The 14,183-nt window shown below is 62.3% G+C and carries 13 protein-coding genes; 3 read left to right on the top strand and 10 right to left on the bottom strand.

Translation table 11 applies throughout. The annotated features are described in order from the left end of the window. Positions 1-26 precede the first annotated feature (26 nt). From rpsR to dnaB, 3 genes are all read left to right on the top strand, one after another. Positions 27-269: a 30S ribosomal protein S18 gene (gene rpsR / locus FEZ60_RS24170; RefSeq protein ID WP_003941245.1), complete on the top strand. Its 243-nt coding sequence runs from the start codon at positions 27-29 to the stop codon at positions 267-269. An 18-nt stretch (positions 270-287) separates the two neighbouring features. Next, complete coding sequence (gene rplI, locus FEZ60_RS24165; protein WP_033237098.1) at positions 288-743, top strand: 50S ribosomal protein L9; 456 nt, start codon at positions 288-290, stop codon at positions 741-743. Positions 744-1,235: 492 nt separating this feature from the next. Beyond that, the gene (gene dnaB, locus FEZ60_RS24160) at positions 1,236-2,642 is read left to right on the top strand and encodes a replicative DNA helicase (protein WP_080711886.1); all 1,407 of its coding nucleotides are present in this window, start codon (positions 1,236-1,238) and stop codon (positions 2,640-2,642) included. A 194-nt stretch (positions 2,643-2,836) separates the two neighbouring features. Here the strand turns inward: dnaB and FEZ60_RS24155 are convergent, their stop codons facing one another. The 10 genes from FEZ60_RS24155 to FEZ60_RS24110 all read right to left on the bottom strand — a co-directional run bounded on the left by FEZ60_RS24155 (position 2,837) and on the right by FEZ60_RS24110 (position 14,115). After that, on the bottom strand, positions 2,837-3,277 hold the full coding sequence (locus FEZ60_RS24155) for a DUF1931 family protein (RefSeq protein ID WP_172937240.1): 441 nt from the start codon (positions 3,275-3,277) through the stop codon (positions 2,837-2,839). 13 nt (positions 3,278-3,290) lie between these two features. Next, positions 3,291-5,018 (bottom strand): FAD-dependent oxidoreductase, encoded by a 1,728-nt coding sequence (locus FEZ60_RS24150; protein ID WP_045065869.1) that lies wholly within the window; start codon positions 5,016-5,018, stop codon positions 3,291-3,293. Further along, positions 4,996-5,262, bottom strand: a complete 267-nt coding sequence (locus FEZ60_RS24145; RefSeq protein ID WP_007735548.1) for a UBP-type zinc finger domain-containing protein — start codon at positions 5,260-5,262, stop codon at positions 4,996-4,998. The genes FEZ60_RS24150 and FEZ60_RS24145 overlap by 23 nt, the downstream gene beginning before the upstream one ends. Continuing rightward, positions 5,259-5,711 carry a thioredoxin gene (gene trxA / locus FEZ60_RS24140; RefSeq protein ID WP_045065867.1) on the bottom strand — a complete coding sequence of 151 codons (453 nt, stop codon included), beginning with the start codon at positions 5,709-5,711 and terminating at the stop codon, positions 5,259-5,261. Before trxA ends, FEZ60_RS24145 begins: the two co-directional genes overlap by 4 nt. Before the next feature lie 16 nt (positions 5,712-5,727). Beyond that, complete coding sequence (gene clpB / locus FEZ60_RS24135) at positions 5,728-8,361, bottom strand: ATP-dependent chaperone ClpB (RefSeq protein ID WP_045065864.1); 2,634 nt, start codon at positions 8,359-8,361, stop codon at positions 5,728-5,730. After that, a complete protein-coding gene (locus FEZ60_RS24130) occupies positions 8,343-8,672 on the bottom strand; it encodes a chaperone modulator CbpM (RefSeq protein WP_045065861.1) in 330 nt (109 codons plus the stop codon). The genes clpB and FEZ60_RS24130 overlap by 19 nt, the downstream gene beginning before the upstream one ends. Then, complete coding sequence (locus FEZ60_RS24125) at positions 8,669-9,574, bottom strand: DnaJ C-terminal domain-containing protein (RefSeq protein WP_007735552.1); 906 nt, start codon at positions 9,572-9,574, stop codon at positions 8,669-8,671. Before FEZ60_RS24125 ends, FEZ60_RS24130 begins: the two co-directional genes overlap by 4 nt. Positions 9,575-9,580: 6 nt before the next feature. Further along, a complete protein-coding gene (locus tag FEZ60_RS24120) occupies positions 9,581-10,105 on the bottom strand; it encodes a nucleotide exchange factor GrpE (protein ID WP_172937176.1) in 525 nt (174 codons plus the stop codon). 8 nt (positions 10,106-10,113) lie between these two features. Next, a complete protein-coding gene (dnaK, locus tag FEZ60_RS24115; RefSeq protein ID WP_045065853.1) occupies positions 10,114-11,988 on the bottom strand; it encodes a molecular chaperone DnaK in 1,875 nt (624 codons plus the stop codon). Positions 11,989-12,975: 987 nt separating this feature from the next. Continuing rightward, positions 12,976-14,115, bottom strand: a complete 1,140-nt coding sequence (locus FEZ60_RS24110) for a glutathione-independent formaldehyde dehydrogenase (protein WP_045065852.1) — start codon at positions 14,113-14,115, stop codon at positions 12,976-12,978. Positions 14,116-14,183: the final 68 nt, after the last annotated feature.

The following is a 14,183-nucleotide window of genomic DNA, read 5'->3' as shown; positions in this document are numbered from 1 at the left end:
AGGGACATCCAGAAAAGAGCAAAGACATGCCGAAGCCGCCCTTGCGCGACAAGGTTATGAAGAAGAAGGTCTGCACCTTCTGCAAAGAGAAGAACACGCAGATCAACTACAAGGACACGACGTTGCTGCGTAAGTACGTCAGCGACCGCGGAAAGATCCGTGCTCGTCGTGTCACCGGCAATTGCGTCCAGCACCAGCGCGACGTTGCCATTGCCGTCAAGAACTCACGTGAGGTAGCACTGCTGCCTTACGCCACCGTGGCTCGCTAAGGAAAGGGAGGAAAGAACATGAAGCTCATCCTCACCGCTGACGTGGACAACCTCGGTGCGCCTGGCGACACCGTCGAGGTCAAGGACGGCTACGGCCGTAACTACCTGCTCCCCCGCCGGCTGGCAATCGTCGCTACTCGTGGCGCCGAGAAGCAGGTCGAAGGAATCCGTCGTGCACAGGAACTGCGCGCAGTGCGCGGCCTGGACCACGCCAAGGAGCTCAAGGCCGCTATCGAGGGACTCGAGTCCGTAACGCTGTCGGTCAAGACCGCCGGTGGTTCGGGCAAGCTCTTCGGTTCCGTTACCGCTGCTGACGTCGCTGCTGCGATCAAGGCTGCCGGTGGACCGGTTATCGACAAGCGCACCATCGCGTTGCCGAAGGCTCACATCAAGAACACGGGCAAGCATGCCGTGTCCGTGAACCTGCATCCCGATGTGGTTGCCAAGTTCAACCTGAACGTCGTCGGCGCATAGTCGATTCGTTCTCCGGGCGAGCCCCGCACACTTCGGTGTGTGGGGCTCGACCTTTTTGTGCACATAGCGACTCGATCCGGGGTTGGGGATAACTGTCACAGTGTGACGTTCAACTTGATGATCCGTGATCATTCGGGCTCCGCAACACGCCCGACACGCCGACGCGCCGACTGCGGAGATAGTTTTTTCATCAACAGGTGTGTGAAATTGCACATGTATCTCTAGCTGGGGTTTTATGGGAAACACCAAAAGTTGTCCCCAGGTTATCCCCAGATGGTGCACACAGTTTTTCAGGAGTTTCCACAATTACTCCACAGATTCATCCACAGGTCCGTTTGTTTGTGGGCTGGCAAGTCCCTAACGTCGTCTCGGCGTCTATCTACCGACCGGTGATTTTCCACCAGCACGATGTCGGTGGGGGCAGGTACAAATAGTGAGGGCCCTGCGTTTTTCTCGCAGTGTCATCGAATGTTTTACGGGAAGGTCTCTCTGATGGCTGTTGTGGATGATCGAGGGCCTTCCGACTACTCCGGACAGGATTACCCGGGGCCGCCCGAGTCCGAGCCCGATCAGGAATTCGGCCGCCAACCACCCCAAGACATGGTTGCCGAGCAGTCCGTCCTCGGCGGCATGCTGCTGAGCAAGGATGCCATCGCTGACGTCCTCGAGGTCCTGCGGCCCGGCGACTTCTACCGGCCGGCCCATCAGTCCGTCTACGACGTGATCCTGGACCTCTACAGCCGCGGTGAGCCTGCCGACCCGGTGACCGTCTCGGCTGAACTGGACCGTCGCGGTGAGCTCCGCAAAATCGGTGGCGCTTCGTATCTGGTGACTCTCACCCAGACAGTGCCCACCGCTGCCAATGCCGCCTACTATGCCGAGATCGTGGCCGAGAAATCGGTGCTACGACGCCTCGTCGACGCCGGCACCCGGATCGTTCAATACGGCTACGCCGGCACCGACGGCCAGGATGTCGCCGAGGTTGTCGACCGCGCGCAGGCCGAAATCTTCGAGGTCACCGAGCGTCGTACCACCGAGGACTTCGTGCCCCTCACCGAACTCCTCCAGCCCACGATGGATGAGATCGACTCCATCGCCAGCCGCGGTGGCATCTCCCTCGGCGTGCCCACCGGGTTCAAGGATCTCGACGAAATCACCAACGGTCTTCACGCTGGTCAGATGATCATCGTTGCGGCTAGACCTGGAGTCGGGAAATCCACCCTAGGAATGGATTTTTTGCGTTCCTGCTCCATCACCCATGGCATGGCCAGCGTCATGTTCTCCCTGGAAATGAGCAAAACCGAAATCGTCATGCGTCTGCTCTCCGCCGAGGCAAAGATCAAGCTCGGTGACATGCGTTCCGGCAAGATGACCGACGACGACTGGACCAAGCTCGCGCGTCGTATGAGTGAGATCAGTGAGGCGCCGCTGTTCATCGACGACTCCCCCAACCTTACGATGATGGAGATTCGCGCAAAAGCTCGGCGGCTCAAGCAGAAACACGATATTCGCCTGATCGTCATCGACTACCTGCAGCTGATGAGCTCGGGTAAAAAGGTCGAATCGCGTCAGCAGGAAGTTTCCGAATTCTCCCGTAGCCTAAAGCTTTTGGCGAAGGAGCTCGAAGTTCCGGTTGTCGCAATCTGTCAGCTCAACCGTGGTCCTGAGCAGCGAACCGACAAGCGCCCCCAGGTTGCCGACCTTCGTGAATCGGGCTCGCTGGAGCAGGATGCCGATATGGTCATCCTGTTGTACCGCCCTGATGCGACTGAGCGCGACGATCCTCGCGGTGGTGAAGCCGACCTGATTCTCGGTAAGCACCGTAACGGTCCGACCGCCACAATCACTGTGGCGCACCAACTTCACCTGTCCAAGTTCGTGGACATGGCGCGAGGCTAGCAACTGCCTGTCGAGATGCAGCGAAGTTAACAAAGTGCGACGCTAGATTAACAAGGGTTTCGACCGAAGCAAGCCCCTGAACTGCGTATTTTCATCTCTGCTTCAGGAAGCGTGGTGTCGACAACCGTGGTTCGTGATTCCCGACCACGGTGTGGTGTCCCGGCGATCTACTGGTTCGCCGGGACGGGTGGTAGTCACAGCAGTAGGTGGAAGATGTCGAAGGCGACGGTCCATTGGGCTGTGCCGGGGTTCTTGCGGTCCGGTTCGACCGTGGCGAAGGTATGCGCCAGCGCTACGCTCAAGCCTCCTGCGATCAGCGGCAGTCGTTGCTCGGTCTCTTCCGAGAGGGCCACGTCCAAGGGTGGGTGGGCCGTGAGCTGATCGAGCAGCGGCTGAAGTTCGATCTCCTCGTCGAGTTTTTCGAACCGGTGGATGCTCTCCTGTAATCCCTTGGTGATCGGCAGGTCCCACGGTTCGATCACGTCGCGCAAGTTTGCTTTTGCGGAGGCTTTGCCGATCAGGAGCACGTCGTAGATCTTGTCGTCGATGAAATCGGTATAGCGCTTGAGGTCGTTCCGGTCGACCTGCAGTCCAGCTGCTGCCCTGAAGAACCGCTGGAATTTCACGGTGCCCATTACTGGCATGTCGTCAGCTCCTTTCGAAGTATTCATGGATTTGGCGTACGGCCATCGCTCCTTCACCGACGGCGGATGCGACTCGTTTCACCGAGCCTCGGCGGATGTCGCCCGCCGCGAACAGGCCGGGCAGGCTGGTTTCGAGCGTCCTGGACAGGCCATCGCTGATCGGCAGGTTGCCGTCTGCTCGGGAGTGGATCGCGTCCATGCCGGTGAGGACGAAGCCGTGGTCGTCGAGTGCGATCGCTTCGGCCAGCCACCCGGTGTGCGGTACTGCCCCGATGAAGACGAACAGGGCGCGCACCCGGATCGTGTCCTGCTCGCCGCTGCGATTGTCCTCGACCGCAATTTCGTCGAGGTATTTCTCGCCGTGGACCGCACGAATCTCGGTGTTCCGGTGCACGGTTACGCGCGGGTGGTGTTCGATCTGGTCGACCAGGTAACGGGACATGCTCTTTCCGAGGTCATCGCCGCGGATGAGCAGGTGCACGTGTGAGACATGCTCGGCGAGGAAGACGGCAGCCTGGCCGGCGGAGTTGCCGCCACCGACGATGGCTATCGGGTCGGTGCCGCATATCCGCGCTTCCTGGTGGGTTGCGGCGTAGTACACGCTCGTTCCTTCCAGCGCCTCGATCCCCTGAACGGCCAACTTGCGGTATCGCGCCCCGGCGGCGAGCACAACGGCCCGGGCGTGAACCGTGCCGCCGTCCGCCAGTCGGAGCACATGGTTCCCGGCGTCGGATCCCAAACCGGTCACTTCTGCCGACACCAGGATGCGGGCGCCGAACTTCCCGGCCTGGAGCACGGCTCGCTCGGCCAATTCGGAGCCGGAGACCCCGGCGGGGAAGCCCAGATAGTTCTCGATCCGGGAGGAGGTACTGGCTTGGCCGCCCGCGGCGATCCGCTCCAACGTCACCGTGTTCAACCCGTCCGAGGCGCCGTACACCGACGCGGCCAGACCGGCCGGTCCGGCACCCACGACGACGAGGTTGTATACGTCCTTGGCTGCGTCCGCGACGGATGCCGGGACGGCAAGCCCGACGACGCGTGCGAGTTCCGCATTCGTCGGATTGCGCAGCACCTTCTCGCCGTGCCAGATCACGACGGGTGTGTCCTCGGGGGCGACGTTCAGGCTGCGTAGCAGCTGCTCCGCCCGTTCGTCCTGCTCCAAGTCGAACCACCTGTGGGGCAAACGATTTCGCATGGCAAACTCGCGAAGCCGCAATGTATCGGGGGAGAAACAGGAGCCGATGATCCGGAACCCCGAGCCGAGCCCGATCAGCAGGTGTCGACGCACCAGGTAGGCGCGCAGGATCAGATCGCTGAGCACGGGATCGTGGGTAATCAGCTCGCGCACCTGCTCGGCCGGGACGACGAGTATCTCGCCGTCCTCGATCGCTTCGGCGGTGAAGAACGCCACCTGGCCTTCCAACAGTCCGAGTTCGCCCAGGAAGCGCCCGGGCCCGTGGACGCGCAATATCCGCCGCTCGCCGTCCCCGTCGCCCTCGTCGACGACTGCGACCTTGCCGGAAAGGACCACGACGAAATCGTTGCAGGGCACGCCTTCTCGGATCAGCACCTCGCCGGCGCGAACCGACCGACGCGAGCCTCCGAGCTCGAGCGTCGCGACCTGGTCGTCCGTCAGACGCGGGAAAGCACCCTCCTCGTCCGCGGTCTCGTCGTCGACCGGCGGACTGTCCCCAACGGGTGAGGCGCGCTCAGACGAAGTTCTGGTCGACATAACACCACCGCCAATCTTCACCGGGCTCCATCGACTGGACGATCGGATGGCCGATGGCGTGAGCGTGAGCACTCGCGTGCCTGCCCGGCGAAGAATCGCAGCAACCGACGTGTCCGCACGTCAGACACAGCCTCAGATGCACCCACGGGGTGCCGAGGCGAAGACATTCCTCGCAACCCTGCGGGGTACGGGGCACCACGGCCCGGATCGCGGTTACATGTGGGTCCGCGTGGACAGGACTCATGACTTCGCCTCCTCGCCGGCATTTTCCGAGAGCGCCTGATCGAGCCACGTGCGCAACTGGGGCACGGGAGCCGCGCCCGACTGACGAGCGAGAACCTCACCCCGGTCCATCACCAGCAGAGTCGGCACGGCGCGGACGGTGAATCGTTCGGCCGTCCGGGGTGCGGCATCCACGTCGACCTTGACCAGCTTGATCTGGCCGGCGTGTTCTCTGGCGAGCTGCTCGAGCGCGGGGCTGACCATGCGGCACGGGCCGCACCACGTCGCCCACAGATCCACGAGCACAGGCACCGAGGATTTTTCGACGATCTCCGCGAAGTCGCCGTCTCCCGCTGCGGCGATCCAGGGCAGCGGCTCATGGCAGTTCCCACAGCGAGGTCTTCCTTCTCCTGCTGCCGGGATGTTGTTGGTCTTGCCGCAGTTCGGGCACTTCACCTTTTCGGATCCCATGACCAGTTACCTCTTCTCAGGCCGCCGCGAAGGCGGGTTCGGCATACGCGACGGCAAGCTCGCCGCCGTCCACCGTGACGCTGATGGTGCCGTCCGGTTTGATCTCGCCGCGCAACAGTGCACGGCCGATCTTGGTTTCAACCTCGTGTGCGATGTATCGGCGCAGCGGCCGAGCACCGTAGACAGGGTCGAACCCGTGTTCGGCGATCAGTCGGCGCGCCTCCGGCGTGATTTCCAGGTGTATCTGCCTCTCCGACAGCCTGTTTCGCAGGTCGGTGAGTTGCAGTTCCACTATGTGCTCGATCTGGGGCAGGGTGAGTGGGGAGAACAGCACGATGTCGTCGACCCGGTTGAGGAATTCGGGGCGGAAGTGCCCGCGCAGTTCTGCCATCACCCGTTCCCTGGCATCCGGCTTGATTTCGCCGTCGACTGTGACCCCCTCGAGGAGATGTTGGGATCCGATGTTGGAGGTCATGATGATCACCGTGTTCCGGAAATCGACTTGCCTCCCTTGAGAATCGGTGATCCGGCCGTCATCGAGCACCTGCAGCAGGGTATTGAAGACGTCGGCGTGGGCCTTCTCGATCTCGTCGAAGAGCACCACGGAGTACGGCTTGCGCCGCACCGCCTCGGTGAGCTGGCCACCTTCGTCGTACCCGACGTACCCGGGAGGTGCACCGATGAGCCGACTCACCGTGTGCCGCTCCTGGTACTCGCTCATATCGAGGCGCACCATGTTGTCTTCGCTGTCGAATAGGGCGCTGGCCAACGTCTTTGCGAGCTCGGTCTTTCCGACGCCCGTCGGGCCCAGGAAGATGAACGAACCGATCGGCCGACGCGGATCACGGATACCGGACCTTGCCCGGATCACCGCGTCCGCGACCAGTTGCACCGCCTCGTCCTGACCGACGACCCTCTCGTGGAGGATCTCGTCGAGCTTCAACAACTTCTCCCGTTCGCCTTCCTGCAGCCGGGCGACCGGGATGCCCGTCCATGCGGCCACGATCTCGGCGATCTCGTCTTCGGTGACCACTTCACGTAGCAACGGATTTTGGCCCTGTCTGGTGGTCAGTTGCTCCTCCGCCGCCTCTAGCCGGCGTTCCAGCTCGGTAATCTCGCCGTATCGCAACTCGGCTGCCCGATTGAGGTCGTAGTTGCGTTCGGCTTCCTCGGCTGCGAGGCGCAACCGTTCCAGATCTCCTCGCAGCTCCTGCACCCGCCGGATTGCCTGCCGTTCCGCCTCCCATTGAGCGTGCCGGGCGTCTGCCTCGGCCCGCAGGTCGGCCAGCTCCTTGCGCAATTCTTCGAGGCGCGCCTTGCTGGCCGCGTCCGTTTCCTTGGACAGTGCGGCCTCTTCGATCTCCAGACGGGTCACCTTCCGGGTGAGCTCGTCGAGTTCGGCGGGCATCGAATCGATTTCGGTACGGAGCCGAGCGCACGCCTCATCGACGAGATCGATCGCCTTGTCCGGAAGGAATCGGTCGGTGATGTATCGGTGCGAGAGGGTCACGGCGGCCACCAATGCACCGTCCTGAATCTTCACGCCGTGGAACACCTCGAGGCGTTCGCGAAGTCCGCGCAGAATCGAGATCGCATCCTCGGCGCTGGGCTCGTCGACGAGAACGGTCTGGAATCGACGCTCCAGTGCCGCATCGGATTCGATGTGCTTGCGATACTCGTCAAGAGTGGTGGCACCGATCATGTGCAGTTCGCCGCGGGCGAGCATCGGTTTGAGCATGTTACCGGCGTCGAGAGACCCCTCGCCGCCTACTGATCCTGCGCCGACCACGGTATGCAACTCGTCGACGAACAACAGGATGCGCCCCTCGGCCGCCTTCACCTCGGACAGCACGGCCTGCAGCCGCTCCTCGAACTCGCCGCGGTACTTCGCACCGGCCACCAGTGAACCCATGTCGAGCGAGAAGATCGTTTTGTCGCGCAGGCCCTCGGGCACGTCGCCGCGGACGATCCGTTGGGCGAGACCCTCGACAATCGCAGTCTTACCTACACCGGGGTCGCCGATCAGCACCGGGTTGTTCTTCGTTTTCCGGCTCAAGATCTGAGTTACCCTGCGTATCTCGGCATCCCGGCCGATGACCGGATCGAGTTTGCCTGCCCGCCCCTCGGAGACGAGGTCGCGCCCGTACTTCTCCAATGCCTCGTACGCCCCCTCCGGGGTCGCCGACGTGACACGCTGATTGCCGCGCACTTTCGTCAGCGCTGTGAGGAAGGCGTCTCGTGTGACCCCATGACTGGCGAGGACCCGCCCGGCCGCACTTGCCGACCCTTCCTCGGAGAGGGCCATCACAAGATGCTCCACCGACACGTAGGAATCCTTGAGTCTCTTCGCCTCCCGCTCTGCGGCATCGAGCAGCTTGGCCAGACGCTGGGTGATCATCACCTGACCGGGAGTTGCGCCGGGGCCGCTGACCTTCGGCCTACGCGACAGTTCACGATCCAGATCGGATCGCAGTGCGTCGACGTTCGCGCCGGCCTGTTCGAGCAGTCGGGGCACCAACCCATCCTGCTGATCGACCAATGCGAGAAGCAGGTGCTCTCCGTCGACCTCGGTGTGGCCCATTCTGGTTGCAACATTCTGGGCTTCCTGCAAGGCTTCTCGTGACTTTTCAGTCAAGCTGCCGGTGTCCATGAGGACGTCCTCCTTCTGCGGGCCGCTGCTTCGAGTCTTTCGATTCGATCCAGCAGATCGAGCACGAGCCCGATTGCCGAGTAGTTAAGGCCCAGACCCGTCCGCAGCCGTTGGATGCGTGCGGCGTGGGTTACTTCGGATGGGTCGAACGACATCTCACCGCCGGCGTAGCGGTGGGCGTCGAGCAGTCCGAGAGCCACGAGTTTTCGTGCCAGATCCGGGTGCAGCCCAGTACGTTCGGCGAAGGCGTCTGGCGACAATCCGGTACGGCGAACCAATACGTACTGAGTGATCGGCGTTGAGGTGCTCATGTCTCTTTCCTCGGATTGAAGTTCGATTCGGCGCCCAACTGCTCGAACAGTTCACGTTCGCGTGCTGTCGGTTTCGACGGAACCATCACCTTGATTTCGGCGTAGAGGTTGCCGTTGGCACCGCGCGGATTGGGCATTCCCTCTCCGCGCAGGCGCAGCTTCCTACCAGTCGAAGAGCCAGGCACCACTTTGACTTTCGCCTCTCCACCCGGTGTGGGAACGACGACTGTCGACCCGAGAACCGCCTCCCATGGCGATACGGGCAGATCGACGTAGATGTCCCGACCCTGCACGCGGAACCGTGAATGCGGTTTGATCCGCACCACGAGGTACAGATCCCCAGGCGGCGCGTCACCGTTGCCTCGGCCTCCTTGCCCGGCCAACCGGATTCGCTGGCCGTCCAGGACGCCGGCTGGAATGTCGACGTCATACTGCCGTCCGTCCAGTCTGAGAGTGCGTTTTCCGCCCTGATAGGCCTCTTCCAGAGCCAGTTCCAGTTCGGCTTCCTGATCGGCGCCGGGAATCGGTCCGAACCCACCGCCTCCGCCGAACATCTGCCCGAAGAGGTCTTCGAAGTCGACGGCACCCTCACCACCGACACCGTGGCCGAAGTGCACCCTTCTCCCGCCACCGCCGTACCCGGCGGCGTTTGCCCGCACCCGTTCGTCGTAGTCCTCGGGTACATGCCGGAAGTCGTCACCGAATCGGTCATAGCGTTTCCGGGTGTCCGGGTCGGACAACACCTGATAGGCCTCGTTGACCTCCTTGAACCTGTCCTCCGCAGTGGGATCCTTGTTCACATCGGGGTGGTACTTGCGGGCAAGCTTGCGGTACGCCTGCTGAATTTCGTCGGTGCCGGCGCCCTTCGGTACGCCGAGTACTTCGTAGTAGTCACGGGCCATCGGTGCTCACCCCTCTGGGCGGCTGACGACCACCGCGGCGGGCCGCAACTGTCGCCCGTCCTCTCCATAACCCGGGCGCAAGACCTCGACCACGGTCCCGGACGGAAGGTCGGGTTGGGTTACCACACTGACCACTTCGTGGAGTTCCGGGGAGAACGGCACACCGACCTCGTCGTGGCGCTCGAAGCCGAGTCGTGAGAGCACCTGTACCGCCTGGTCCCGGATCGCCTTCACACCTTCGACGACGGCCTGCGGATCGCTGCCTGCGTGTGCAAGCGCAAGCTCCAAGTTGTCCAGTATCGGCAGCCACGCCGCCGAAACCTTCGCTACTTCCGCGGCGCGTTCACGGTCCAGATCTTTGGCGTATCGCTTGCGCAGGTTGTCCAGATCTGCGAGGGCCCTGCGCCAACGGTCCTCGAGTTGGGACAGCTCGTCTGCCGTCTCGGCGCGATCGGACGCGGTCTTGCTCTGATCCGTGTCGGCGCTGTTGGTAGTCGCCTCAGTCGTCGAATGATCTGCAGACATTTCCATCGTGCGCCTCAGCTTCGATCGAATTCGGCGTCGATCACGTCGCCGTCATCCGACGACGCAGCATCAGCGCCGCCTGCTTGGCCGTCGTCCGACTGGTCCGGCACAAGTCCGTAGAGCAGCTGTTGCAGCTCCGAGGTGAGTGGCTGAACCTCCGCGGGTGAAGCGCCGTCCTGCACGGCCTTTCGGGCGTCGGCAATCAGCATCTCGGCCCGCGCCTTCTCATGCGGCGGGGCACTGTCACCGAGTTCGGCGAGTCGCCGCTCCACTTGATACGCAACCGAATCGAGCCCGTTGCGCGCGTCGACCGCCTTGCGCAGCGCCTCGTCCTCACCCCGGTTCCGTTCGGCCTCCGCCAACATGCGCTCGACCTCACCCTGATCCAGGTTGCCCTGTTCACTGATCGTGATGCTCTGTTCCTTGCCGGTGTCCTTGTCTCGAGCGGTGACGTTCAGGATGCCGTTGGCGTCGATATCGAAAATAACTTCCACCTGGGCCTCGCCACGTGGCGCGGGGCGGATGTCTTCCAGCCGGAACCGACCCAGCACCCGGTTGTCGGCGGCACGTTCGCGTTCGCCTTGCAGCACCACGACGTCCACGGCGGACTGATTGTCTTCCGCCGTGGAGAACACTTCGCTGCGCCGGGCCGGGATCGTCGTGTTGCGCTCGATGATCTTGGTCATCACCCCGCCCTGCGTCTCGACGCCGAGGGACAGTGGGGTGACATCGAGTAACAACACATCGGAAACCTCGCCCTTGAGCACGCCCGCCTGGACTGCGGCGCCGAGTGCAACGACCTCGTCCGGGTTGACGCCCATATGGGGGTCCTTACCGCCGGTCAGCCGGCGAACCAGTGCCTGAACAGCCGGAATACGTGTCGAACCGCCGACCAGGATCACTTCGTCGATGTCGTTGGCGGCGACCTTGGCATCACTCATCGCCTGCTTCACCGGGCCGAGGCAGCGTTCCACCAGATCCGCAGTCAAATCATCGAACTTCGATCGCATGATCGTAGTGGTGAGATGCTTGGGACCATTCGCGTCGGCGGTGACGAAGGGCAGGTTGACCTGGGCCTGGGTCACTGAGGACAACTCGACCTTGGCTTTCTCCGCGGCTTCGAACAGTCGCTGCAACGCCTGTGCATCCTTACGCAGATCGATGTTCTCCGTGCTCTGGAATTCGTCGGCAAGGTAGTCCACTATGCGTCGGTCGAAGTCGTCGCCGCCCAAGTGGGAGTCGCCGGCCGTGGAACGAACCTCGACTACCCCCTCGCCGACGTCTAGCAGGCTCACATCGAAGGTTCCGCCGCCGAGGTCGAAGACCAATACGGTTTCGTGGGTCTGTTTGTCCATGCCGTACGCGAGTGCCGCAGCGGTCGGTTCGTTGATAATCCGCAAAACCTCGAGGCCCGCGATACGGCCGGCGTCCTTGGTGGCGTTTCGTTGCGCGTCGTTGAAGTAAGCAGGAACGGTGATGACCGCTTCCTTCACCTTCTCACCGAGGAACTTGCTCGCGTCGTCGACGAGCTTGCGCAGCACGAGAGCGCTGATCTCCTCTGGTGCGTATTTCTTGCCGCGCACGTCAAATCGGGCCTCACCGTTGTCACCCGGTACGACGTCGAAGCTGACCGCTTTGGCCTCCTCGGAGATCTCGTCGTAGTGACGTCCGATGAAGCGTTTCGCCGAGTAGATCGTGCCCTTCGGATTCAAGATCGCCTGCCGTCGGGCAAGCTGGCCCACCAGACGCTCACCGTTCTCGGTGAACGCCACCACCGAAGGCGTCGTCCGTGCTCCCTCTACATTGGAGATCACCACCGGCTCGCCGCCTTGCCAGCTTGCGATGACCGAGTTGGTTGTGCCCAAGTCGATGCCTACAGCAGTTGTCATGACTCATTCCTTTCGATCGCCTGGCCGGTGAGCAAGTGCACGGTTCCGCCCGCGACCTCGATGTCGGCAAGGACTTCGTGGTGACCTGGTTTCAATGACTGGATTGAGGACTGGATTGAGGACTGGATTGAGGTGAATCACGCTGCCTGCTCCTGCATCCCATGCAGGAGCAGGCCGAGCAGGGCGCCGACAACGGCACCCGACGCCAATTCATGGACGACGGGCGTGAGGCCCAAGAGCAGCCGCAGCGGGGATTCTGAGCTTTGACATCACGCCCCTCAGCGTTGATGTTGTGGGGTTCGCCGGGCCTGTGCGTACCGACAGGGCCGACCGCCGGTCAACCGGTTGAGCTCACGAACGGCCCAGCCATCATGAGTCTTTTCGTCCATCTAAAGGGCGCCAACAACATTCGCCTGATAGGTGGGGTGCAACAGGGCAGTGGCGACCACACCTGCCCTTGGTCGAAGATGCCCGCCGGAACCCGATCGAGGCGGCCATCGCACGAAACTCCGAGTATCGGCCGCTACACGAAAACTCGAATGTCGGCCGCTACTGCGGTACGTCCACACTACCGCGGCGCATCCACAAGTAGAACTCCCTTTGTGAAAGATCTTCGCAGCCAGTGGACAGTAGCTTCGTTGAACCTGGACGAGATTCATTGTGGCTCTGTCGAATTTCGTTGTGGTAGAGAGGCAATGACCTACATCTCGACGGTTCCAGCTGGTTACGAGTGGGGGCGACAGCTCGCGTGCTGCACAGATCAACATCCAGTTCTGGGACTGATCAGCAGGCCACATGATCGGGAACGCTTGCAATTCAACAAGTTTCGATCACCGCGCATGATCGGGACTTACGTGGGATCTCGTCTGTTCCTGTGCGACATCGTTTGGCAGGAACTCGGTCGAGGGTCGGTTTGCTCTCTCCCCCGTCGTGGCGCAGGTGTGCCAGGTCTGGCCGTGGTTGTGTTTGTCTCGGTCCGGAGCCGCCTCAGGGATGCAGGATGACTTTGGTCCAACCGTCGTCGCGGGCGTCGAAGTGCTGGTAGCCGGACTCGGCCTCGGTCAGCGGGAGCTCGTGAGAGACGATCCAGGAGGGCTTTGCCCGGTCTTCGTGGATGAGGTCGCGCAACTGCCGGTTGTAGTGTTTGACGTTCGCTTGTCCGGTGCCGATCTTCTGGCCCTTGAACCAGAATTTGCCCATGTCGAAGGCGATCTTGCCGTTGCGCTCGAGTTCGTCGGGGCCGTTCTGGTCCTGGGGCAGGAAGATGCCGACCACCCCGATGTGGCCGGTGAAGCGCACCGAATCCACGAGCCGGTTCATCGTCATAGCGGCGTCCTCGTGACCTTGCGGGTCGTGTGCCTGATACCCGACACACTCGCACCCCTTGTCGGCGCCGTGACCGTTGGTCTGCTCGAGGACCTGCTCGACGGGGTCGCCCTTCGAGTCGTCGATGGGTACGACGCCGATCTCTTCGGCCAGGCGCAGCCGGTCGGGGTGACGGTCGACGATCATCACCTTGCTCGCTCCCTGGATCATCGCCGAATACGCGGCCATCAAACCGACTGGGCCAGCGCCGTAGACCACCATCGAATCGCCGGGTTGCATGTCGGCCAGGCGGGTGCAATGCCATCCGGTCGGGAAGATGTCCGACAGCATCACGTAATCGGTTTCCTTGTCTTGGGCATCCTCGGGTAGTCGCAGACAGTTGAAGTCGCCGAACGGCACCCGCAGATATTCCGCCTGTCCACCCCAGAACGGACCCATCCCCGCGAAACCGAATGCGGCACCGGCCATCTTCGGATCGGGGTGCACCGTCAGACAGAACGCGGTCAACCCTTCCTCGCAGTTTCGGCAGAAACCACAGCCGATGTTGAACGGCAGACACACTCGATCCCCGGGCGATACTTTGACCACCGCATTGCCCACTTCGGCGACAATGCCCAAGTTTTCGTGACCGAGGACCATTCCCGGCTCCAGATCGGTGCGGCCCTCGTACATGTGTAGATCCGACCCACATATATTGGTGCTCGTGATCTTCACCAGCACATCTGTCGGTGCCTCGATCCTCGCGTCGGGCACATCCTTCACACGAACCTCACGAGGCCCGTCGTACACAAGCGCTTTCATGGCGACACTCCCTTAGCTGCGGCATTTCCGGTTGATGTCGTCCGGTCACAGGTGATTACGCGTGAGCG

It is taken from the genome of Rhodococcus sp. MS16 (assembly GCF_013277795.1).
Lineage (GTDB): Bacteria > Actinomycetota > Actinomycetes > Mycobacteriales > Mycobacteriaceae > Rhodococcus_F > Rhodococcus_F globerula.
Note: the sequence above shows the minus strand (reverse complement) of the source record. Positions and strands in the feature narration are given on the sequence as shown.

What these genes read in the sequence shown, in the direction of transcription:
- rpsR (WP_003941245.1), top strand. Translation starts at nt 27, where the DNA reads ATGCCGAAGCCGCCCTTGCGCGACAAGGTTATGAAGAAGAAGGTCTGC.
- rplI (WP_033237098.1), top strand. Translation starts at nt 288, where the DNA reads ATGAAGCTCATCCTCACCGCTGACGTGGACAACCTCGGTGCGCCTGGC.
- dnaB (WP_080711886.1), top strand. Translation starts at nt 1,236, where the DNA reads ATGGCTGTTGTGGATGATCGAGGGCCTTCCGACTACTCCGGACAGGAT.
- FEZ60_RS24155 (WP_172937240.1), bottom strand. Translation starts at nt 3,277, where the DNA reads ATGGGCACCGTGAAATTCCAGCGGTTCTTCAGGGCAGCAGCTGGACTG.
- FEZ60_RS24150 (WP_045065869.1), bottom strand. Translation starts at nt 5,018, where the DNA reads ATGTCGACCAGAACTTCGTCTGAGCGCGCCTCACCCGTTGGGGACAGT.
- FEZ60_RS24145 (WP_007735548.1), bottom strand. Translation starts at nt 5,262, where the DNA reads ATGAGTCCTGTCCACGCGGACCCACATGTAACCGCGATCCGGGCCGTG.
- trxA (WP_045065867.1), bottom strand. Translation starts at nt 5,711, where the DNA reads ATGGGATCCGAAAAGGTGAAGTGCCCGAACTGCGGCAAGACCAACAAC.
- clpB (WP_045065864.1), bottom strand. Translation starts at nt 8,361, where the DNA reads ATGGACACCGGCAGCTTGACTGAAAAGTCACGAGAAGCCTTGCAGGAA.
- FEZ60_RS24130 (WP_045065861.1), bottom strand. Translation starts at nt 8,672, where the DNA reads ATGAGCACCTCAACGCCGATCACTCAGTACGTATTGGTTCGCCGTACC.
- FEZ60_RS24125 (WP_007735552.1), bottom strand. Translation starts at nt 9,574, where the DNA reads ATGGCCCGTGACTACTACGAAGTACTCGGCGTACCGAAGGGCGCCGGC.
- FEZ60_RS24120 (WP_172937176.1), bottom strand. Translation starts at nt 10,105, where the DNA reads ATGGAAATGTCTGCAGATCATTCGACGACTGAGGCGACTACCAACAGC.
- dnaK (WP_045065853.1), bottom strand. Translation starts at nt 11,988, where the DNA reads ATGACAACTGCTGTAGGCATCGACTTGGGCACAACCAACTCGGTCATC.
- FEZ60_RS24110 (WP_045065852.1), bottom strand. Translation starts at nt 14,115, where the DNA reads ATGAAAGCGCTTGTGTACGACGGGCCTCGTGAGGTTCGTGTGAAGGAT.